Source organism: Pseudomonas sp. PD9R, assembly GCF_019200975.1.
Classification (GTDB): domain Bacteria; phylum Pseudomonadota; class Gammaproteobacteria; order Pseudomonadales; family Pseudomonadaceae; genus Aquipseudomonas.
Window position 1 is genome coordinate 433,993 of the sequence record NZ_JAHTMR010000002.1, and the last position, 21,545, is coordinate 455,537.

A 21,545-nucleotide genomic window follows, 5' to 3' on the forward strand; every position below is an offset into this window, starting at 1 on the left:
CCCAAGCGTCAGAGCCGGGGCCTGAACGTCGCTCGGGGGAATCCTTTCCTTAGTCATGATGAATCGGCCAATATTCAGCGATCTTTAATCAAAAAGAGGCCAAATGATGTCAACGCTACCTTCGTTGGGGTTCGCCGGGATTGGTTTGATGGGGTTGCCGATGTGCCGGCGCCTGCTCGCAGCGGGCTATCCGCTGACGGTGTGGAACCGTAATCCGGCCAAGTGTGCACCACTGGTCGAAGCCGGTGCCCGTCAGGTCGCCACACCTGCCGAGCTGTGCCAACACGCCGAAGTGGTTATGTTGTGCCTGGCCGACACTTCGGTGGTGCGCGAGGTGGTTTTTGGCGCTGCTGGGGTTGTCGAGGGCGCGAAAAGTGGCCAGCTGCTGGTGGATTTTTCCAGCCTGGAGCCCACCGCGACACGGGAAATGGCGATGGAGTTAGCCAGTAAAACCGGCATGGGTTGGCTGGACGCGCCGGTGTCCGGCGGCGTGGTCGGCGCCGAGGCTGGTAGCCTGGCGATCATGGTCGGCGGCGAAGCTCAAGATCTTGAGCGGGTCAAACCCGTCCTGTTGAGCCTTGGCCAGCGCGTGACACACATGGGGGCAGTAGGGGCCGGACAGGTGACCAAGGCATGCAATCAGATGATCGTGGCCTGCAATGCGTTGGTGATTGCCGAAGTCGTGGCGTTGGCGGAGCGATCCGGGGTCGATGCCAGCCTGATCGCCGAAGCGCTGGCCGGAGGCTTTGCCGATTCGAAACCCTTGCAAATCCTCGGCCCGCAAATGGCCGGCAGCCGTTTCGAACCGGTCAAATGGCACGTGCGCACATTGCTCAAGGATCTGGATACGGCAGTGAAGTTTTCTCGCGAGCAGGGCTCGGCAACGCCGATCAGCGGCCTGGCCGCACAGTTGATGCGACTGCATGGCAGCCAGGGTTTCCTGGAAAAGGACCCTTCTACATTAGTGCAGTTGTACCGTGAACCAGACTCCACGGCGTAACGGTGTACACATCCTTGCGCTGGTTGATTTCGTTCAGCACCGGACGTAATTCAGCCAGCGGCACCGGGCGACTGAGCAGGTAACCCTGAACGTAGTCGCAACCATGGCATTCAAGGAACTGATACTGCTCGAAGGTTTCGACGCCTTCGGTGACCACTTCCAGGTGCAGGGTGTGGGCCATTACGATAATGGCCTGGACGATCTCCATGTCTTGGGTCGACTTGGGGATGTCGATAATGAATGAGCGATCAATCTTCAATGTATTGAGTGGCAAGCGTTTGAGGTAGGCCAGGGATGAGTAACCGGTGCCGAAGTCATCGATCGACAGCGACACGCCGAGGCTGCGAATCTGCAAGAGCAACCCCAGGGTGTCGGCGATATTACCCATCAACGCGTTCTCCGTGACCTCCAGCTCAAGCCTTTGCGGGGCAACCCCGTTGCTGAGTAATGCCTGCTCGATTTCACCAGCCAGTTCGTCGCGCGCCAGGCTCAGGGGCGAGCAATTCACAGCGATCTTCAGTTCTTCGCAGCCCAAGCGCGACAACTCGGCCAGGTCCTGGCATGCCTTGCGCAGTACCCAGTGGTCCAGTTCGGTGATCAGGCCATTGGCTTCGGCGAGGGGAATGAAACGGTCCGGGGCAAGGAGGCCGTGTGTCGGGTGTTGCCAGCGAATCAGTGCTTCAAGCTTACTGACCTGGCCGGTTTTCAGATCGTAGATGGGTTGGTAATAGAGCATGAGACCGGTGTTTTCGCGCAGGGCATGACGCAGTTCTTCTTCCAGTTGCAGCTCCAGCATGGCGCGCGCTTTGAGGTTGGCACTGAAGAAGTTCAGGCTGTTACGGCCGCTGCCCTTGGATTGATACAGCGCCAGATCAGCATTTTTCAGCAGCTCTTCACACGTTTTTCCGTCTTGCGGAAACAGGCTGATGCCGATGCTGGTCGTCATGACCATGCGTCGCCCGGCCAACTCGATGGGCTCCTTCATTTTCAGCATGATGCGCTGAGCCATCTGCCGCGCTTCTTCGCGATCGTGCAGGTCGATGAGGATACAGAATTCGTCGCCACCGAAGCGCGCCACCACATCTTCGTGGCTGCGTATCGAACCTTTGATGTGGCTGGCGAGCACTTTGAGCAGTTCATCGCCGGCGTCGTGGCCGAGGCTGTCATTGATCCGTTTGAAATGGTCGATGTCGAGAAACAGGACGGCGAGCATGCCGCCTCCGTGGCTTTTCTCGATGAGCTTTTCGGCGAAGATCTGGTTGAAACCTCGGCGGTTGATCAGGTTGGTCAGCGCGTCGTAGTGCGCCACCTGCTGCAAGGACATGCGCGCCTGGTCCAGTTGGCTGAGCAGCGAGTTGACCCGCTGCAGGTCGTGCTCCTTTTTTTGCAGTTTCTTGTCCGCCAGTGCGGCGCTGATGCTGCTGCCGATGATCAGCAGGGTCATGATTGCGACCGTCAGCCCCAGTTGCAGATGGTTGTGTTCGCCCGGTTGAGCCAGGAGGGTGCCGCTGGGTAGCACCAGATTGAAGGCGGCCATACCGGTGAAATGCATGCTGATGATGCCTGCGCCGAGTACTAGGCTGGCGCCGTACTTGAGCAACTGATGAAACATGCCGGTGCCGTTACGCAAGTAGCTCGCCAATAGCAGTGCCGCCAGGCTAGCGCCAATCGCGATGACCACTGAGAGCGTGAACAGCGTCGGTTGGTAATAGACCATCGCCTGTGAATGCATGGCCCCCATGCCCACGTAATGCATGGTCGCGATGCCCATTCCGATCCAGACCGAAGCCTTTAAGCATTGCCAAAAACTCAAGGTGGGGCGGCTGAGGGTGTACATCGCCAGCCACGAGGTGAGCAGGGCGATCAGCAATGAAAGCAGGGTGATGGGCAGTTGGAAATGAACATCGACCGGCACCTGGAACGCCAGCATGCCGATGAAATGCATGGCCCAGATGCCGCCGGCCAGGCACCCGGCACCCACCCAGCGCCACAGACGTTGGGAGGAAGGGTTTTCCGCATGGGCAACCCGTTCGGCCATGTCCAGCGTGGCAAAGCTGCCAGCACAGGCGACCAGATACGCCAACAGCACCAGGAAAGGGTCGTGTATGCAATTGAGTAAAACCTGCCCGCTCTCTGGTAGCCCGGTAAGAAAATGCAGACCAAGCCACTCCATAGCATGCCCCGTCGTGATCACCTTGGCCGGCGTAATGAACGCTGGCGAATGTCTTGGAGTATAGAGGCCGTGCATGAAGCGCAAGCGGTAGTGGCTAATTGATCCCTACTGTTTTGGAATGGACATTAGAGCGATTGGAAATAAATTGTTGCACAGGCTGCGCCCGCCGCCATGGGGCGGTATCAGCTTAACGAATAATTACAGACAGCTCCGGCGGGCCTGACTAGATTGCAGGTTCCGGGCTCGGATGCTCTGGCAGTGAAGCCCCATAACAATAAAAGAGATGGACCCATGCAGAACTCGACCCAAGCGGCGAATGCCTGGCGCATTCTGTTCCTGCTGTTCCTGGCCAACCTGTTCAACTTTTTCGACCGCACCATTCCGGCCATCATCATTGAGCCGATTCGCATGGAATGGCATCTCAGCGACTTCCAGTTGGGGATCATCGGCACCGCCTTCACAATCGTCTATGCCATTGCCGGCCTGCCTCTGGGGCGGATGGCCGATACGGGTTCGCGCAGCAAATTGATGGGCTGGGGTCTGGCCGTCTGGAGCGGGCTTACAGCGGTCAACGGAATGGTGGGCAGTTTCTGGAGCTTCCTGATCGTGCGCATGGGTATCGGCATCGGTGAAGCCAGTTACGCGCCGGCGGCCAACTCGCTGATCGGTGATTTGTTTCCGGCTCATCGCCGGGCGCGGGCCATGGGTATTTTCATGCTCGGGCTGCCATTAGGGTTGTTACTGGCATTTTTCACCATCGGTGCGATGGTCAAAGCGTTTGATAGCTGGCGGGCACCGTTCTTTATCGCCGCTGTGCCGGGGCTGATCCTGGCGATCTTCATGTTTTTCATCAAAGAGCCAAAGCGCGGTGCTGCGGAGAGCGTGCAAGTCTCGCAAGAGCGCGTGGACCGGCCGATCCGTCGGGTGCTGGCGGTGCCGACTTTCCTTTGGCTGGTGATGGCCGGGCTGTGCTTCAACTTCGCGACCTATGCCTGCAACTCGTTTCTGGTGCCAATGCTGCAGCGTTACTTTCTGATGCCGTTGCAGGAGGCGGCGGTTGCCACCGGCGTTATTGTCGGCGTGACCGGGTTAGTGGGCCTGACGCTGGGCGGATGGGTCGCGGACAAAATCCATCAGCGAGTGGCCAATGGTCGCCTGCTGTTTGCCGCGTTCAGCCTGATCATCTCGACCGTATGCACCGCCTGGGCGCTGCATTCAGGACGAATTGAGATTGGTATGTTTGTGGCGGTGTTCAGTCTGGGCTGGTTGTTTGCCTATAACTTCTACACCTGCGTTTACACGGCGATTCAGGACGTGGTCGAACCGCGCTTGCGGGCCACGGCGATGGCGTTGTTCTTTGCCGGGTTGTATTTGTTGGGTGGTGGTTTGGGGCCGGTAGTGGTCGGTGCGCTGTCGGATCACTTCGCGCACACGGCGATGCTGTCGGCCGGTGCGGAGCAGATGACCGAGGCGTTCAAGGCGGTCGGTCTGCATGACGCGATGTACCTGATCCCGGTGGCGTTGTTTTTCACCATGGTGTTTTTGGTGTTGGCTTCGCGGTGTTTTGTCCGTGACGCCCAGCGGATGAAAGACGGGTTGGTGGCGGTGGTTGAGCCGGGGGGTTCTGTGGCGACGGCTTAATTTCAAAAGATCGCAGCCTGCGGCAACTCCTACATAACATGCGGTCGATGTAGGGGCTGCCGCAGGCCGCGATCTTTTGATCTAAAAAAAGGCCCGCATCACTGCGGGCCTTCTCTTTAAGCAGGGTAGGGCAGGGGACTTAACCCGCCACTAACACCCGAATCGCTTCCAGTCGCAACGCTGCCTTGTCGAGCATGGCCAAACCTTGCTCGCGCTGTTTGCGCAGGGCAACCAGTTCGCTGTCGCGTACAGTCGGGTTGACCGCTTGCAACGCAGTCAGGCGGGCCAGTTCTTCGTCGGTATCGGCCGCCAGTCGACGTTGCGCTTCTGCTACGCGTTCGGCGTGCCGCGGGTAAATCTTGTCTTCGCCGGCGTTGATCCGCGGCGTCAGCTGATCGCGCTGGGCCTGGATGAACTTGTTGGCGCTGGCGCGGGGCACGCTTTCCAGTTGATCGTTCAGGGTCTCGAACGACACCCGGGCCGACAGATCGTTGCCGTTGGTATCAAGCAGGCAACGCAGGGCGGCTGGCGGCAGGTAGCGGCCCAGTTGCAGCGAGCGCGGGGCAACCACTTCGCTGACATAGAGCAGTTCCAGCAACACAGTGCCAGGTTTCAGGGCTTTGTTCTTGATCAGTGCCACGGCGGTGTTGCCCATGGAGCCGGACAGCACCAGGTCCATACCGCCCTGAACCATCGGGTGTTCCCAGGTGATGAATTGCATGTCTTCGCGAGACAGCGCCTGGTTGCGGTCGTAGGTAATGGTTACGCCTTCGTCGTCACCCAGCGGGAAGCTGGCGTCGAGCATTTTTTCGCTCGGTTTGAGGATCAGGGCGTTTTCGGAATGGTCTTCGCTGTCGATGCCGAAGGCGTCGAACAGGGTTTCCATGTAGATCGGCAGGGCGAACTGATCGTCTTGCTCAAGGATGTCCTCGACCAGCGCATCGCCTTCGCCGGCACCGCCCGAATTGAGTTCCAGCAAGCGGTCACGGCCAGTGTGCAGCTCGGCTTCCAGACGCTCGCGTTCGGTGCGGGCCTCGTCGATCAGCGCTTGCCACTCGCCATCATCGGCTTCTTCCAGCAGCGGCAGCAGGCGTGGGCCGAACTGATGCTGCAAGGCGTTGCCGGTCGGGCAGGTGTTGAGGAACGCGTTCAGCGCTTCGTGGTACCACTGGAACAGGCGCTCTTGCGGGCTGGTTTCCAGGTACGGCACGTGCAGTTCGATGATGTGCTTCTGGCCGATCCGGTCCAGACGACCGATACGCTGCTCCAGCAAGTCTGGGTGGGACGGCAGATCGAACAGCACCAGGTGATGGGAGAACTGGAAGTTGCGACCTTCACTGCCGATTTCGGAACAGATCAGCACTTGCGCGCCAAACTCTTCGTCGGCGAAGTAGGCGGCAGCGCGGTCACGTTCGAGAATGTTCATGCCCTCGTGGAACACCGTGGCCGGAATGCCGGAGCGCACGCGCAGGGCGTCTTCCAGGTCCATGGCGGTTTCGGCGTGGGCGCAGATCACCAGCACTTTGGTGCGCTTGAGCATTTTCAGCTGATCAATCAGCCACTCCACGCGCGGGTCGAATTTCCACCAACGCTCTTCTTCATTGGCGTCCGGCTGGGCCTGGAAGCTGACTTCCGGGTACAGCTCGGCGTGATCGCCCAACGGCAGTTCGAGGTATTCGTCCGGGCACGGGAGCGGATACGGATGCAGTTTGCGCTCCGGGAAACCCTGCACGGCGGCGCGGGTGTTACGGAACAGCACGCGGCCAGTGCCATGACGGTCCAGCAATTCACGCACGAGGCGAGCGCTGGCTTCGGTGTCGCCATCGTTGACCGCAGTCAGCAGGGCTTCGCCTTCGTTGCCGAGGAAGCCGTGAATGGTCTTGTGCGCTTCTGGCGACAGGCGACCTTTTTCCAGCAGTTCCTGAACGGCCTCGGCCACCGGGCGATAGTTTTCGCTCTCGGCGCGGAAGGCGTGCAGGTCATGAAAGCGGTTCGGGTCGAGCAGGCGCAGACGGGCGAAGTGGCTGTCCTGGCCCAGTTGTTCCGGTGTCGCCGTCAGCAACAGCACGCCAGGAATGGTTTCGGCGAGTTGTTCGACCAGCGAGTATTCAGGGCTGGCCTGTTCTTCGTGCCACACCAGGTGGTGAGCTTCGTCGACCACCAGCAAGTCCCAACCGGCTGCGAACAGCGCGTCCTGGGCTTTCTCGTCGTCCACCAGCCATTCCAGTGCTACCAGCGCAAGCTGGGTATCTTCGAATGGATTGGAAGCATCGCTTTCGATAAAGCGTTCTTCGTCGAACAGCGCGACCTGAAGGTTGAAACGGCGGCGCATCTCCACCAGCCACTGGTGCTGAAGGTTTTCCGGCACCAGGATCAGCACGCGATTGGCGCGGCCCGACAGCAGTTGGCGATGGATCACCAGGCCGGCTTCAATGGTTTTACCCAGGCCTACTTCGTCCGCCAGCAGAACCCGTGGCGCGATGCGGTCGGCGACTTCGCGGGCAATGTGCAGCTGGTGTGCGATCGGTTGCGCACGCACGCCACCCAAGCCCCAGAGGGAAGACTGCAATTGGCGGCTGGTATGTTCCAGGGTGTGGTAGCGCAGGGAGAACCACGGCAACGGGTCGATCTGCCCGGCGAACAGACGGTCACTGGCCAAACGGAACTGGATGAAGTTCGACAGTTGGGTTTCTGGCAGGGTGACCACTTCGTTCTGCGCGTTGAGGCCGTGATAGACCAGCAGGCCATCGACGTCGTCGACTTCACGAACGGTCAGTTTCCAGCCTTCGAAATGAGTGATGGAGTCACCCGGAGAAAACCGCACACGCGTGAGCGGCGCATTCCGTAGCGCGTACTGGCGGGTGTCGCCAGTGGCCGGGTAGAGCACGGTCAACAAGCGGCCGTCCTGTGCCAGAACGGTGCCCAAACCCAGCTCGGCTTCGCTGTCACTAATCCAGCGTTGCCCCGGTTGATACTGCTGCGCCATGCTGCCTGACTCCCACCTTGAAAAAGCGGGCTATCTTAACGGAATCACGCCCCCAGGGCCAAAGATTACTCATGTAGGAGCTGCCGAAGGCTGCGATCTTTTGATCTTGATTTTGACGATCTGCAGAGTATAGAAGATCAAAAGATTGCAGCCTTCGGCAACTCCTGCAGTGTGCGGGTGGTCACAGTTTGCGACCGATGGCTCAAGTCGCCATCCCCGCAGCCGACAGCCTGCTGACAGGAGACTAATAAATATGCTGCCACCGATGCTCCCTTTGAGTGCCGTGCCGATCACTTCACAACATGATCCGATCCGCCCACGCCCGGACATCGCGCCCGTGGTTCCTGCGCAGGAGAGTGCCAGCGACAGCACCATCGACCTGAAAAATCGCGACCCTGAAGAGGCCACCTTGCTGTTGCGCGAGGAGCGACGGCGCAAGCAGGAGCGCGAGCGGCGGCGTCGGGAAGCCGATGATGATCCCGAGGCGCACCTGGCGATTCCCGGCGACGAACTCAACGCCGACAACACCGTGCCGGTGGCACCGTTGATAGACGACCAGCCGCGTCAGGGCTTGTGGGTCGATATCCAGATTTGAAGTGGTGGCTGGTCAGCGCCGTCGTCAGACCGCATTATTGGCGCAATCCTGCCGAACGATGCGGCAGCGAAATTTCATTTCAAGCGATGCACTGAACGCCATGAGCCAAGACGACAAGCTGATCGACCTCAACGCCGAACGCGCCAAGCGTGTCCATGACCTGAATGACAAGCGCCTGAACGAAGTGCGCCAGGCATTCGAGCAGGCGATGCCGCTAGGCAAAGCCAAGAAAAAGCCGAAAAACAAACCGAAAAAGCGTTGAATCCACCTGCATCGCTTGATGCAGGTCAGTTTTTCTCCCCCCTTTACGCCCTTTCTCGGGCGACATTGATCCCGGTCAATATTTTCTCCTGCCCGTTTAGTTAACTTAGCCTCATCGCAACAAGGCAAGTGCAGGAGACGCGTCATGTTTTTCGATAACGTGGTGATCGCCGGAGTGCTGACTGTCAGCCTCATGTTTGTGTTTTTTGCCGGGTTCGGACTTTTTATCTGGAAGGATTCGCACAAGCGGAAAAAACCGTAGGTCTTTCTGGATGTAATGAGCACGCAAGGCATTTTGGGCAACTTCGGTTGCCCTTTTTTTTGCGCGCAATTTCTATCATCAACCCTGAAAACTGTAGGAGCCGAGCTTGCTCGCGATGGCGGTCTAGCAGCCAACATAGATGTTGAATGTTATGGCCTCATCGCGAGCAAGCTCGGCTCCTACAGGTCTTGTGGTGTTTTGCCTGTTCTGGCAGCAATAAAAAAGGCGCGCTCCTTGCGGAGCGCGCCTTTTTCGTTCGGCTGCCGATCAGCTGCCGAGTGCCTTCGAAGCCAGCCAGAACAGGCCGGCCGACAGCGCCACCGTAGCAGGCAGGGTCAGAACCCAGGCCAGCAGGATGGTTTTGACGGTGCCGCCTTGCAGGCCGCTTTTGTTTGCGACCATGGTGCCGGCCACGCCCGAGGACAGTACGTGGGTGGTCGACACCGGCAGGCTGAAGATGTTGGCCAGGCCGATCAGGCTGGCGGTGGTGATCTGCGCCGACATGCCTTGGGAGTACGTCATGCCTTGCTTGCCGATCTTCTCGCCGATGGTCAGGACCACGCGCTTCCAGCCAACCATGGTGCCCAGGCCCAAGGCCAGTGCAACCGCCAGAATCACCCAGAACGGCGCGTATTCGGTGGTCGTGGTGAGGTCTTTGCGCAGCTTGTCCAGGTCAGCCTTTTCGCGAGCTCCCAAGGTTGGCAACTTGCTGACTTTCTTCGCTGTGTCGTCCAGGCAGAGCAGGTAGCGACGCACCTCGATGCGGCTCTCCGACGGCAGCGAGTGGTAATCGGCTACACCCTTGAGGGTGCCGAGCAGAGCGGTGATGGTCGGTTCAGTCTGTTGCGGGTTGCAACGGAATTTTTCCGGCAGATCGCCTTCCACGCTTTTGCCCAGGGCCAGGAACTCGCCGAGCGTGTCGGAGTTGCGCTGGTAGAACTGACTCAGGTGCAGGGTCGCATCGCGGGTGCGTTCGATCTGGTAGGTGGTGCTGCTCAGGTCAAGAACGAACTGCGCCGGCACGATACCAATCAGCACCAGCATGATCAGGCCAATACCTTTCTGACCGTCGTTGGAACCGTGCACGAAGCTCACGGCCATGGCCGAGATCACCAGCACCAGGCGATTCCAGAACGGCGGGTGCTTCTTGTCGTCGATCTTGCGACGCTGTTCCGGCGTCTTGTGCATCTTCGACAGCGGGCGCCACCATTTAAGGCCGATCAATATCAACGCGGCGATCAGGAAACCGGCCATTGGTGAAAACACCAGCGATGCGCCGATATCGATCGCTTTCTGCCAGTTCACGCCGTCAGCCAACGGAATATCGTTGATCAGGGCGTTGGCCAGGCCCACGCCGAGGATCGAACCGATCAACGTATGCGAGCTGGAAGCAGGGATACCGAAATACCAGGTGCCCAGGTTCCAGGTGATGGCTGCGGCGAGCAACGAGAACACCATCGCCAGGCCGTGGCCGGTATTCACATTGATCAGCAGTTCCACCGGCAGCAGGTGAACGATGGCATACGCCACGCCAACACCGCCCAGCAAGACGCCGAGGAAATTGAACACACCGGAAAAGAACACCGCCAGATGAGGCGGCATCGCTTTGGTGTAGATAACAGTGGCGACCGCGTTAGCGGTGTCATGAAATCCATTGATGAACTCGAAGGCGAGGACAAAAGCCAGGGCGAGCAAGAGGCTCACAAGCACCCAAGCATCCAGTCCGCTGAATAAATCGATCATGAAGGTTTTCTGACCCGGTCATAAGGGGGCGCGATTATGCCAGAAAAGACTGTCAATCGATGCACTAGCTGCTCATCGGTAACATTCTTCAACGAATTATTTTGAAGCGGTACCCAAAACCCCAAGGTTTTTTTGGGGCGTGCAAGTCATTGAATTTCTTTGAAAAGGCTTCTGGCACAAGGGTTTCTCTCGCTGAGCGGAGAGATTTGAACGCTTGTGTGAAATTTCTGAGAAGAAGGTCAGATATGAGCCTTTCACCTCGTCCGATGGGCAAGGTGGCCGCTGCCCGCTTGTAGCGGGCGCAAAAGGCAACATCAATACATCCCGCTTTTAACGGGTGCAAACGCAGACCCTTGAAAGGATTCAGGCCGAAGCCGTCACGGCTCTTCGGCTTTGAGTTCCTTTTCCATCTTCTGCAATTCTTGAACAAATGCCTGATCCTGAACGGTGGCGCGCTTACGCCAGGGTTTGCGTTCCGGTTCGGGCTGGGCGGCGTAGGTGGTGACTTCCCCGCCGTAAACTTCCTTGTAACGTTGTTCCTGGCGCTCAAGTTCCGCGCGCAGTTCGTCTTTCGTCACAGTGCTACCTGATTGAGTTGAGATAAATTCTGGTGAAACGCGCTGCGTCCGATGTATTGACCACGCTCGCTGAAAGGACGAGGCCCGTGAAGGCATCGTTTTACGGCTGTGCGATCGATACTTCCATGTTGCAGGCGGCCACGGCACCAGAGATAAACAGCTGACGTAGCATCAGTTTCCTTTTTCAGCGAGCGCGTTGGCGATGCAAATGCAGTCAGCGCAAGGCGCTTGCCGGGGCAGCAGCGATGGAACATCGCGCCACCGGGTAGCCTGATCGGTAAGTAAAACATCGATTGGCTACCGATTTGTATTATAGCGGCCGATTCGCAGAACACTATCTCCAAAAAGTTAAAAGTGGGTCTCGATGTGTGATTGTTTTGTTGCCGGCAACTGTTATCGCTAACTAGGGCATTGGAAGATGTCGCTTTTTCTTTGATGTCTTTCTGGCGCCATTAAGTCGAGCAACTTGGGCAACTACATCGACCCGCTAAGTCTGCATTTGAGGTACCCAAAAACATTTAAGAACCAAGGTGCCTCCCCCAGGACGGGACGCAGAGGGCTTTGATTGCGATTATCGGTCGATGGTTCGATAATCGCCCGATCTTGGTTGGTCGAGCTTGTATCGCAGGCCGATAGCCGCTTGTAATAGTCGCTGATCCGTGTGGGAAAAGGACCTTAAATGAACGATCAATTGCGCAACTCCTTCGCTTCAGTAGCTCCGCCGATTGTCGCTTCGCCAGCCAAACGGATTCAGGCACTGACCGGCGACCCGGATTTCATGACTTCGCTGGCGCGTGGGCTGGCTGTCGTGCAAGCGTTCCAGGAGCGCAAGCGGCACCTGACCATCGCCCAGATCAGCCACCGTACAGAAATTCCCCGCGCCGCTGTGCGACGTTGCCTACATACCTTGATCAAACTCGGCTACGCCACCACCGACGGTCGCACGTATTCGTTGCTGCCCAAAGTGCTGACCCTCGGCCATGCCTATGTGTCCTCGACACCGCTGGCGGTCTCTGCCCAGCCATATCTGGACCGCATGAGTGAGCAACTGCATGAAGCTTGCAACATGGCCACTCTGGAGGGCGATGACATCTTGTATATCGCCCGCTCGGCAACCACCCAGCGACTGATTTCAGTGGATCTCTCGGTAGGTGGGCGATTGCCGGCCTATTGCACGTCGATGGGCAGGATCCTGCTCGCGGCCCTGGATGACACCTCTCTGGGTGAATACCTCGACCACGCCGATCTGCAGGCCAAGACCAGCCGCACGATCCATACCCCCGAAGCATTGCTTGAATGCTTGCAAGAGGTGCGGCAGCAAGGTTGGTGCATCGTCGATCAGGAACTGGAGCAGGGACTACGCTCGATTGCCGTCCCGGTGTACGACGCTTCCGGTCAAGTGGTCGCGGCGCTCAACGTCAGTACCCACGCCGGACGAGTCAGCCGCAACGAACTGGAGCAGCGTTTTTTGCCGGGCCTGCTGAGTGCCAGCCGCGACCTCAGCACCCAGCTGTTTACCTAAGCTGTTCGATAAACGCACAGAGTCGTGTTTGGTGAATTGACGCTGTTTCCTGTGGATCATTACTGTCGCGGCTGCGCCAGCGTTGGCTGGCAACCGTTCGACTGCGTTCCACGGAATAAAAATAATGAACCAGCCTCAGTCTGCTGTAGGGAACTGCCTCGACGTGCAGTCCTTTATCAACGCTCAGCCCATTTCGCGCTACCAATGGCGAGTCGTGATTCTGTGTTTCCTGATTGTCTTCCTCGATGGCCTCGACACCGCGGCCATGGGGTTTATTGCGCCAGCACTGTCCCAGGATTGGGGCATCGATCGCGCCAGCCTCGGCCCGGTAATGAGTGCGGCGCTGATCGGTATGGTCTTCGGCGCACTCGGCTCCGGCCCGTTGGCTGACCGCTTTGGACGAAAAATCGTACTGGTGGGTGCCGTGTTTTTGTTCGGTGCCTTCAGTCTGGCGTCGGCTTACAGCAACAACGTTGATCAATTGCTGGTGTTGCGTTTCCTGACCGGCCTGGGTCTTGGCGCCGGCATGCCGAACGCCACGACGCTGCTCTCGGAATACACCCCGGAGCGCAAGAAATCCCTGCTGGTGACCAGCATGTTCTGTGGTTTCAACCTTGGCATGGCCGGTGGCGGATTCATTTCAGCCAAACTCATTCCGGTCTTCGGCTGGCACAGCTTGCTGCTGATCGGTGGGATTCTGCCGTTGATCCTTGCCGTGGTGTTGCTGCTCTGGCTGCCGGAATCGGCGCGTTACCTTGTAGTCCGCAACCGTGGCACCGACAAAGTACGCAAGGCGCTGGCACCGATCGACCCGACAGTGGTTGCCCAGGCCTCCAGCTTCAGTGTGCCTGAACAAAAAACCGTGAAGGCACGCAACGTGTTTGCGGTGATTTTCTCCGGCACTTACAGCGTCGGCACGTTGCTGCTGTGGCTGACCTATTTCATGGGTCTGGTCATCGTGTATCTGCTGACCAGTTGGCTGCCGACCCTGATGCGTGACAGTGGCGCGAGCATGGAGCAAGCGGCGTTCATCGGGGCGCTGTTCCAGTTTGGCGGGGTGTTGAGCGCAGTTGGCGTGGGTTGGGCGATGGACCGGTTCAATCCGCACAAGGTCATTGGTACTTTCTACCTGTTGGCCGGGGTGTTTGCCTACGCGGTAGGGCAGAGCCTGGGCAACATCACGATATTGGCGACTCTGGTTCTGGTGGCCGGGATGTGTGTCAACGGTGCGCAATCGGCGATGCCTTCTTTGGCCGCACGGTTTTATCCGACTCAAGGGCGTGCTACCGGTGTGTCATGGATGCTCGGGATAGGCCGCTTCGGCGCGATACTCGGTGCGTGGATGGGTGCGACGTTGCTGGGCTTGGGCTGGAACTTCGAACAAGTGCTGACGGCGCTGGTGATACCGGCAGCCCTGGCGACCACGGCGGTGTTGATCAAGGGCATGGTCAGTCATGCGGATGCGACCTGATCCTGGCTTGAGAGAGTGGTGTAGTCGGAAAGATCGCAGCCTGCGGCAGCTACAGAGCGTGTATTTCAATGTAGGAGCTGCCGCAGGCTGCGATCTTTTGCAGGCAACACAGAACGATAGCCAGACAACAATGTGTTCGATAAACGAACACATAGTCGATTATCGGATTGTTTGGTGTTTTTCAGAGGCTTAATCTTCAGTCATTCCGGCGCTGCGCATCGGCGCCTTTTTCGACCACTGTCGGTTAATAACAAATGGGAGCCTGCCCCAATGGCTGAAATCCTTTCGCTGCACGACGCGGTGAAGCAATTCGTAAACGACGGCGATACGGTCGCGCTCGAAGGCTTTACTCACCTGATCCCGACAGCGGCGGGTCACGAAATCATTCGCCAGGGCAAGAAAGACCTGACCTTGGTGCGAATGACCCCTGACTTGATCTACGACCAGTTGATCGGTGCCGGTTGTGCTCGCAAGCTGATTTTCTCCTGGGGCGGCAACCCGGGTGTCGGTTCGCTTCACCGTCTGCGCGATGCCGTTGAAAAGCAGTGGCCGCATGCGCTGGAAATCGAAGAACACAGCCACGCCGACCTCGCCAATGCCTACGTCGCCGGTGCTTCGGGCCTACCGTTTGCGGTACTGCGTGCCTACGCCGGTTCCGACTTGCCGAAGGTCAACCCGCTGATCAAGTCCGTAACCTGCCCGTTTACCGGCGAAGTACTCGCCGCCGTGCCATCGGTGCGTCCGGACATCACCGTGATTCATGCGCAGAAGGCTGACCGCAAAGGCAACGTGCTGCTGTGGGGCATTCTCGGCGTGCAGAAAGAAGCCGCACTGGCCGCCAAGCGTTGCATCGTCACCGTGGAAGAAATCGTCGACGACCTCAATGCACCGATGAACTCCTGTGTACTGCCGACCTGGGCCTTGAGCGCGGTCTGCCACGTCCCTGGCGGCGCGCATCCTTCCTACGCTCACGGTTACAACGAACGTGATAACCGCTTCTACCAGGCCTGGGACCCGATTGCCCGCGACCGTGAAACCTTCACCGCGTGGATCAACGAGTACATCCACGGCAGCGCTGACTTCAGCGAGTTCCAGGCCAAACTGGCCGCCGCTTCGGAGGCGAAGTAAATGACTTACACCACTAATGAAATGATGACCGTCGCCGCTGCTCGCCGCCTGAAAAACGGTTCGGTGTGTTTCGTCGGCATCGGCCTGCCGTCGAAAGCAGCCAACCTGGCGCGCCTGACTTCCTCGCCAGACGTAGTCCTGATCTACGAATCGGGTCCGATCGGTGCCAAGCCGAGCGTACTGCCGCTGTCGATTGGTGACGGTGAACTGGCGGAAACCGCTGACACCGTAGTCCCGACCGGTGAGATTTTTCGCTACTGGTTGCAGGGCGGTCGTATCGACGTCGGTTTCCTCGGCGCTGCGCAGGTCGACCGTTTCGGTAACATCAACACCACCGTGGTTGGCGATTACTTCTCGCCGAAGGTCCGTCTGCCGGGTGCCGGTGGCGCGCCGGAAATTGCCGGTTCGGCCAAGAGCGTGCTGATCATCCTCAAGCAATCGTCGCGTTCCTTCGTCGACAAACTCGATTTCATCACCTCAGTCGGCCATGGCGAGGGCGGTGATTCGCGCAAACGTCTCGGTCTGCCGGGCGCCGGCCCGGTCGGCATCATTACCGACCTGTGCACCATGGAACCGGAAGAAGGCACCCATGAATTCGTGGTCACCTCGCTGCATCCGGGCGTGACTCGCGAGCAAGTGGTCGCGGCCACCGGTTGGGCCATCCGTTTTGCCGACAACGTTGAAGTCAACGCCGAGCCGACCGATGTCGAACTGACCGCACTGCGTGACCTGGAAGCCCGCACCGCAGCGGCCCACGGCCAAGCACCTGGAGAAGCGTGATGCGTGACGTTTATATCTGCGACGCAATTCGTACCCCCATCGGCCGTTTCGGCGGCGGCCTGTCAGCGGTTCGTGCCGATGACCTGGCTGCCGTGCCCATCAAGGCGCTGATGGAACGCAACCCGTCGGTGGACTGGACGGCGGTGGACGAGGTGTTTCTCGGCTGCGCCAACCAGGCCGGCGAAGACAACCGCAACGTGGCGCGCATGGCGCTGCTGCTGGCGGGTTTGCCGGAAACGATTCCGGGCGTGACCCTCAATCGGCTCTGCGCTTCGGGCATGGATGCGATCGGCACGGCGTTCCGCGCCATTGCCAGCGGCGAGATGGAGCTGGCGATTGCCGGTGGCGTCGAGTCGATGTCCCGTGCGCCGTTCGTGATGGGCAAGGCTGACGCTGCGTTTTCGCGCAACATGAAGCTGGAAGACACCACCATTGGCTGGCGCTTCATAAACCCGTTGATGAAAGCCCAGTACGGTGTGGATGCGATGCCGCAGACCGCGGACAACGTCGCTGATGATTACGAAGTTTCCCGCGAAGATCAGGACGCTTTCGCACTGCGCAGCCAGCAACGTACTGCTGCCGCGCAAGCTGTGGGATTTTTCGCTGAAGAAATCATCGAAGTGCGGATTGCCCACAAGAAAGGTGAAACCGTTGTCAGCCAGGACGAACATCCTCGCGCTGACACCACTCTGGAAACCCTGGCCAAACTCAAGCCCGTCAACGGTCCGGACAAAACGGTCACCGCGGGCAATGCCTCGGGTGTGAATGACGGGGCAGCGGTACTGATACTGGCTTCGGCCGAAGCGGTGAAAAAGCACGGTCTGACGGCTCGCGCCAAAGTGCTGGGCATGTCCAGCGCCGGTGTTGCGCCTCGGGTAATGGGCATCGGCCCGGTGCCTGCAGTGCGCAAACTGACTGAACGCCTCGGTCTGGCGGTCAGCGATTTCGACGTGATCGAACTCAACGAAGCGTTCGCCAGCCAAGGCCTGGCGGTGCTGCGTGAGCTGGGGTTGGCGGATGACGCCCCTCAGGTCAACCCGAATGGTGGCGCCATTGCCTTGGGTCATCCCCTGGGCATGAGCGGTGCGCGGTTGGTGCTGACCGCGTTGCATCAGCTGGAAAAAACCGGTGGCAAGAAAGGTCTGGCGACCATGTGCGTCGGCGTTGGCCAGGGTCTGGCACTGGCGATCGAACGCGTCTGACACGCCATGTCGACGAATAAGAACAGAGGAAAGCAACATGACTGACAAGCCTGGTTACCGTCGCCCGCAGGAAGGCACTCAACCTGCGTACCTGCATCCGACCTACCAATCCACCAACCTGCGCTCGCCGTCCAAGCCGTTGGTGTTCTTGCCTCATTCGCTGTCGGAAATTACCGGCCCGACCATCGGTGCCGAGCGCATCGATGAGAAGGACAATGACTTGACCGCTCAGCACGAGGGTCAACCTCAGGGCGAACGAATCATTGTTCACGGCCGCGTACTGGATGAAAACGGTCTGCCGGTCCCGGGGATTCTGGTGGAGATCTGGCAGGCCAACGCCGCCGGTCGCTACAACCATGCCCGTGATCTGCACGACGCGCCGCTGGACCCGAACTTCACCGGCACCGGCCGCGCCGTCACCGACGCCGATGGCTGGTATCAGTTCCAGACCATCAAGCCTGGCGCGTATCCGTGGGGTAACCACCACAACGCCTGGCGCCCGGCACACATCCATTTCTCGCTGTTCGGGCCAAGCATTCTGACGCGTCTGGTCACTCAGATGTATTTCCCGGGCGACCCGCTGCTGGCGTACGACCCGATCTACAATTGCGTGCCCGATACCAGCGCCAAAGAGCGCTTGATCGCCAGTTTCGACCTGGAAAAAACCATCCCTTCCTATGCCCTCGGTTATCGCTGGGACATCGTTTTGCGCGGCCGCGATGCCACGCCGATGGAGAAATAAGATGACGCTGACTGCGACCACGTCCCACACCGTCGGACCGTATTACCACATCGGCCTGACCTGGCTGAACCGCGAAGACCTGACCGTCGAACAAACCCTGGGCGAGCGCGTAGCGATCACCGGACAAGTGGTGGATGGCAACGGCGACGTTGTTAACGATGCAATGCTGGAAGTCTGGCAGGCCAACGCCGCCGGCAAGTACGACCATCCGGAAGACGACCAGGACAAACCTCTGGACCCGAATTTCGAAGGGTTTGGCCGGGTGCCGGTGGATGCCGAGGGGCGTTTCCGTTTCACCACGATCAAGCCGGGCACGGTCGAAGGTCTGAAGGGCTCGACTCAGGCACCGCATCTGGTGGTGCTGGTGTTTGCTCGCGGGTTGGTCAAACACTTGCTGACGCGGATTTACTTCGATGGCGAAGCGGCCAACGTGTCGGATCCGCTGCTGGAGTGCGTGCCGGCTGAGCGTCGCAGCACCTTGCTGGCGAAGCAGGATGCGACCGGTGTTTACCAGTGGAATGTGATTCTGCAGGGCACTGATGCCGAGACGGTGTTCTTCGATTATTAAGATCAAAATATCGCAGCCTGCGGCAGCTCCTGCATTGGAATGCATGTCCCTGTAGGAGCTGCCGCAGGATCGGGCCGCGTTCGGACGATCTTTTGATGTTCAAGTACATGTGGAACGGGGCTGTTGCAAAGTGTGTCTAGACTCTCACTGTCCCCATTGAGTGAAAAACAATGACAATCCCTTCAGCTAATACAGCTCATTACACGGGTGAAGAACGCAGCAAGCGGATCTTTGCCATTGTCGGCGCCTCGTCCGGCAACCTGGTCGAATGGTTCGACTTCTACGTCTACGCCTTCAGTGCAATCTACTTCGCGGCGGCTTTTTTTCCGTCCGACAACCCCACCGTGCAATTGGTCAACACTGCCGGGGTGTTTGCCGCCGGGTTCCTGATGCGGCCCATCGGCGGCTGGATTTTTGGCCGTGTGGCGGACAAGCACGGGCGCAAGAACTCGATGATGATTTCGATTCTGATGATGTGCTTCGGCTCGTTGCTCATCGCCTGCCTGCCGACCTACAAGGACATCGGTGTCTGGGCGCCGGTGCTGCTGCTGTTCGCTCGCTTGCTTCAAGGGCTGTCGGTGGGTGGCGAGTACGGCACCACCGCGACCTACATGAGTGAAGTCGCCCTCAAGGGCCAGCGCGGTTTCTTTGCCTCATTTCAGTACGTGACGCTGATTGGCGGTCAATTGTTGGCGGTGTTGGTGGTAGTGATCCTGCAACAATTCCTCAACGAGGATGAGCTGCGCGCTTATGGCTGGCGGATCCCGTTTGTGGTCGGTGCGTTGGCGGCGTTGATTTCGCTGTTCCTGCGTCGGTCGCTGAAAGAAACCAGCAGCAAGGAAATGCGCGAAAACAAGGACGCCGGCAGCATCCGCGCGCTGTTCCGCGATCACAAAGCGGCGTTCATTACTGTGCTGGGTTACACCGCCGGTGGCTCGCTGATTTTCTATACCTTCACCACGTACATGCAGAAATACCTGGTCAACACGGCCGGCATGCCTGCCAAGACCGCCAGTTACATCATGACCGGCGCGCTGTTCCTTTATATGTGCATGCAGCCGGTTTTCGGCATGCTCGCCGACAAGATCGGTCGACGTAACTCGATGTTGTGGTTTGGTGCCTTGGGCACGCTGTGCACCGTGCCGATTCTACTGAGCCTGAAAAGTGTCGGCAGCCCATTCATGGCCTTTGTGCTGATTACCCTGGCGCTGGCGATCGTGAGTTTCTACACCTCGATCAGCGGCCTGGTAAAAGCCGAAATGTTCCCGCCGGAAGTGCGCGCATTGGGCGTCGGCCTGGCGTATGCGGTGGCGAATGCGATCTTTGGCGGCTCGGCGGAATACGTCGCCCTGAGCCTCAAAGCCGTGGGCATGGAAAACTCCTTCTACTGGTACGTGACCGTGATGATGGCAATAGCATTCCTGTTCAGCCTGCGTCTGCCCAAGCAAGCAAAGTATTTGCACCACGACCTTTGATCTTCTCCCGCGGGCCCCAGTGGCCCGCACCTCCAGGGATTGTTTATGAACCAGCGACCGGGCAATCAATTGTTCGATGCCTATTTCACTGCCCGCGATATGCGTGAAGTGTTCTGCGATCAGGGCCGGGTTCAGGCCATGCTCGATTTCGAAGCGGCACTGGCGCGGGCCGAGGCGCGGATCGGTTTGATCCCGCACACGGCGGTGGCACCCATCGAAGCGGCGTGTCAGGCCGGGCACTACGACTTTGCTGCCCTCGGCGAGGCGATTGCCACGGCGGGTAATTCGGCGATTCCGTTGGTCAAGGCGCTGGGCAAGCAGATCGCTGCGAACAATGCCGAAGCCGAGCGCTATGTGCATTTGGGCGCGACCAGTCAGGACGTGATGGACAGCGGCCTGGTGTTGCAACTGCGCCGCGCGCTGGCGTTGATCGACAGTGATCTGGCGCAACTGGGGCAAATCCTGGCAATCCAGGCCCAGCGTTATGTCGCTACACCGCTGGCTGGGCGTACGTGGTTGCAACATGCGACGCCGGTCACCCTCGGCATGAAAATCGCCGGTTGGCTGGGCGCGGTGACCCGCAACCGCCAGCGTCTGCTCGAACTCAAACCGCGTCTGCTGGTGCTGCAATTCGGCGGTGCTTCCGGCACCCTCGCAGCCCTCGGCGAACAGGCGATGCCGATTGCGCAAGCGCTGGCCGAGGAACTGCAACTTACCTTGCCCGACCAGCCTTGGCATACCCAGCGTGATCGTCTGGTGGAGTTCGGATCGGTACTTGGACTGATCGCCGGCAGCCTCGGCAAACTGGGCCGCGACATCAGCCTGTTGATGCAAACCGAAGCCGGCGAAGTGTTCGAACCGTCGGCGCCGGGCAAGGGCGGTTCCTCGACCATGCCGCACAAACGTAACCCGGTGGGCGCGGCGGTGCTGATCGGCGCGGCGACTCGCATACCCGGTCTGCTCTCGACCTTGTTCAGCGCCATGCCGCAGGAACACGAGCGCAGCCTGGGCTTGTGGCATGCCGAGTGGGAAACCCTGCCGGAGATTTGCTGCCTGGTGTCCGGCAGTTTGAAGCAAGCGCTGCTGGTTGCCCAAGGGCTGGAAGTGGACGCCGAGCGCATGGCGCGCAACCTCGATTTGACCCAAGGCCTGGTGCTCGCCGAAGCGGTAAGCATCGTCCTCGCCCAACGGGTCGGCCGTGACACCGCGCATCACCTGTTGGAGCAATGCTGCAAACGTGCCGTGGCCGAACAGCGTCATCTGCGTGCAGTACTCGGCGACGAGCCGCAAGTGACCGCCGAGCTGTCGTTGGCTGAACTCGATCATCTGCTGGACCCCGCCCATTACCTCGGTCAGGCTCGAACCTGGGTCGAGCGGGCGGTGGCTGAACATTCTGCGTTGACTGCCTGAAGGAGATT

Annotated in this window: 18 protein-coding genes; 14 read left to right on the plus strand and 4 right to left on the minus strand. The window is 59.2% G+C overall.

Annotation, left to right across the window (positions count from 1 at the left end; translation table 11 throughout):
• Nucleotides 1-103 precede the first annotated feature (103 nt).
• Nucleotides 104-1,000, plus strand: coding sequence for an NAD(P)-dependent oxidoreductase (locus KUF73_RS06455; RefSeq protein WP_218437214.1), 897 nt, complete (start codon nt 104-106; stop codon nt 998-1,000).
• On the opposite strand, the gene KUF73_RS06460 is transcribed toward KUF73_RS06455, so the two are convergent.
• Nucleotides 957-3,173, minus strand: coding sequence for a bifunctional diguanylate cyclase/phosphodiesterase (locus tag KUF73_RS06460; RefSeq protein WP_218437215.1), 2,217 nt, complete (start codon nt 3,171-3,173; stop codon nt 957-959). The two genes, KUF73_RS06455 and KUF73_RS06460, sit on opposite strands and share 44 nt — an antisense overlap.
• Nucleotides 3,174-3,464: 291 nt before the next feature.
• On the opposite strand from KUF73_RS06460, the gene KUF73_RS06465 reads away from it, so the two are divergent.
• Complete coding sequence (locus tag KUF73_RS06465) at nt 3,465-4,814, plus strand: MFS transporter (protein ID WP_218437216.1); 1,350 nt, start codon at nt 3,465-3,467, stop codon at nt 4,812-4,814.
• Nucleotides 4,815-4,953: 139 nt separating this feature from the next.
• Here the strand turns inward: KUF73_RS06465 and rapA are convergent, their stop codons facing one another.
• Nucleotides 4,954-7,800, minus strand: a complete 2,847-nt coding sequence (gene rapA / locus KUF73_RS06470) for an RNA polymerase-associated protein RapA (RefSeq protein ID WP_218437217.1) — start codon at nt 7,798-7,800, stop codon at nt 4,954-4,956.
• Between the two features lie 253 nt (nt 7,801-8,053).
• Here rapA and KUF73_RS06475 point away from each other — a divergent pair, with 253 nt between their 5' ends.
• The 3 genes from KUF73_RS06475 to ccoM all read left to right on the plus strand — a co-directional run bounded on the left by KUF73_RS06475 (nt 8,054) and on the right by ccoM (nt 8,918).
• Complete coding sequence (locus KUF73_RS06475; protein WP_218437218.1) at nt 8,054-8,395, plus strand: aspartate-semialdehyde dehydrogenase; 342 nt, start codon at nt 8,054-8,056, stop codon at nt 8,393-8,395.
• 100 nt (nt 8,396-8,495) lie between these two features.
• On the plus strand, nt 8,496-8,657 hold the full coding sequence (locus KUF73_RS06480) for a hypothetical protein (RefSeq protein WP_008016476.1): 162 nt from the start codon (nt 8,496-8,498) through the stop codon (nt 8,655-8,657).
• Nucleotides 8,658-8,801: 144 nt separating this feature from the next.
• Nucleotides 8,802-8,918, plus strand: a complete 117-nt coding sequence (gene ccoM, locus KUF73_RS31540) for a cytochrome c oxidase subunit CcoM (RefSeq protein WP_046816669.1) — start codon at nt 8,802-8,804, stop codon at nt 8,916-8,918.
• A 267-nt stretch (nt 8,919-9,185) separates the two neighbouring features.
• Here the strand turns inward: ccoM and KUF73_RS06485 are convergent, their stop codons facing one another.
• A complete protein-coding gene (locus KUF73_RS06485) occupies nt 9,186-10,661 on the minus strand; it encodes an inorganic phosphate transporter (RefSeq protein ID WP_218437219.1) in 1,476 nt (491 codons plus the stop codon).
• A 377-nt stretch (nt 10,662-11,038) separates the two neighbouring features.
• Entirely contained in the window at nt 11,039-11,239 is a 201-nt protein-coding gene (locus tag KUF73_RS06490; RefSeq protein WP_218437220.1) for a hypothetical protein, read from the minus strand.
• A gap of 679 nt (nt 11,240-11,918) precedes the next feature.
• Between KUF73_RS06490 and pcaR the strand changes: the two genes are divergently transcribed.
• The 9 genes from pcaR (at nt 11,919) to KUF73_RS06535 (ending at nt 21,537) form a co-directional block, all read left to right on the plus strand.
• Nucleotides 11,919-12,761 (plus strand): pca regulon transcriptional regulator PcaR, encoded by an 843-nt coding sequence (gene pcaR / locus KUF73_RS06495; protein ID WP_218437221.1) that lies wholly within the window; start codon nt 11,919-11,921, stop codon nt 12,759-12,761.
• Between the two features lie 124 nt (nt 12,762-12,885).
• The gene (locus KUF73_RS06500) at nt 12,886-14,232 is read left to right on the plus strand and encodes an MFS transporter (protein WP_218437222.1); all 1,347 of its coding nucleotides are present in this window, start codon (nt 12,886-12,888) and stop codon (nt 14,230-14,232) included.
• Nucleotides 14,233-14,502: 270 nt separating this feature from the next.
• Nucleotides 14,503-15,360: a CoA transferase subunit A gene (locus KUF73_RS06505; RefSeq protein WP_008054173.1), complete on the plus strand. Its 858-nt coding sequence runs from the start codon at nt 14,503-14,505 to the stop codon at nt 15,358-15,360.
• On the plus strand, nt 15,361-16,140 hold the full coding sequence (locus tag KUF73_RS06510; RefSeq protein ID WP_218437223.1) for a CoA-transferase subunit beta: 780 nt from the start codon (nt 15,361-15,363) through the stop codon (nt 16,138-16,140). It begins immediately after the preceding gene.
• The gene (gene pcaF / locus KUF73_RS06515) at nt 16,137-17,342 is read left to right on the plus strand and encodes a 3-oxoadipyl-CoA thiolase (protein ID WP_218437224.1); all 1,206 of its coding nucleotides are present in this window, start codon (nt 16,137-16,139) and stop codon (nt 17,340-17,342) included. Before KUF73_RS06510 ends, pcaF begins: the two co-directional genes overlap by 4 nt.
• A gap of 37 nt (nt 17,343-17,379) precedes the next feature.
• Nucleotides 17,380-18,084: a protocatechuate 3,4-dioxygenase subunit beta gene (pcaH, locus tag KUF73_RS06520; RefSeq protein ID WP_218437225.1), complete on the plus strand. Its 705-nt coding sequence runs from the start codon at nt 17,380-17,382 to the stop codon at nt 18,082-18,084.
• Nucleotide 18,085: 1 nt separating this feature from the next.
• Entirely contained in the window at nt 18,086-18,652 is a 567-nt protein-coding gene (gene pcaG / locus KUF73_RS06525; protein WP_218437226.1) for a protocatechuate 3,4-dioxygenase subunit alpha, read from the plus strand.
• Between the two features lie 170 nt (nt 18,653-18,822).
• A complete protein-coding gene (locus KUF73_RS06530) occupies nt 18,823-20,127 on the plus strand; it encodes an MFS family transporter (RefSeq protein ID WP_218437227.1) in 1,305 nt (434 codons plus the stop codon).
• Nucleotides 20,128-20,172: 45 nt separating this feature from the next.
• Nucleotides 20,173-21,537, plus strand: a complete 1,365-nt coding sequence (locus KUF73_RS06535) for a 3-carboxy-cis,cis-muconate cycloisomerase (protein ID WP_218437228.1) — start codon at nt 20,173-20,175, stop codon at nt 21,535-21,537.
• Nucleotides 21,538-21,545: the final 8 nt, after the last annotated feature.